Origin of the sequence: Anaerovorax odorimutans (assembly GCF_024459955.1) — a bacterium.
Taxonomy (GTDB): domain Bacteria; phylum Bacillota; class Clostridia; order Peptostreptococcales; family Anaerovoracaceae; genus Hominibacterium; species Hominibacterium odorimutans_A.
The window spans coordinates 1-217 of sequence record NZ_JANFXK010000257.1 but is presented as its reverse complement, the minus strand read 5'-3'; the positions used below and the strand labels follow the sequence as shown (position 1 = coordinate 217).

1 protein-coding gene is annotated in these 217 nt (G+C 56.2%); it reads left to right on the top strand.

The genetic code is table 11. The annotated features are described in order from the left end of the window. A partial coding sequence (locus NE619_RS18695; protein ID WP_256133948.1) for a hypothetical protein occupies positions 1-217 on the top strand: 217 nt, incomplete at both ends.

The window sequence follows — 217 nt, the reverse complement described above, 5'->3', positions numbered from 1 at the left end:
GGCCAGCCAGGAGCTTGCCCAGTCGCGTGGCGCTTTCCCGCTCTTCAAACAGACTATACTGCCGCAGGACAAGCCGCAGCGAAACCGAACCATAACGACCATCGCGCCCACAGGAACGCTTTCCATAATCGGCGGCTGTTCATCCGGCGTGGAACCGGTAATAGCCTATGTGTTCAACCGCAATATTATGGACGGATCGGAGATGCTCGAAGTAAAC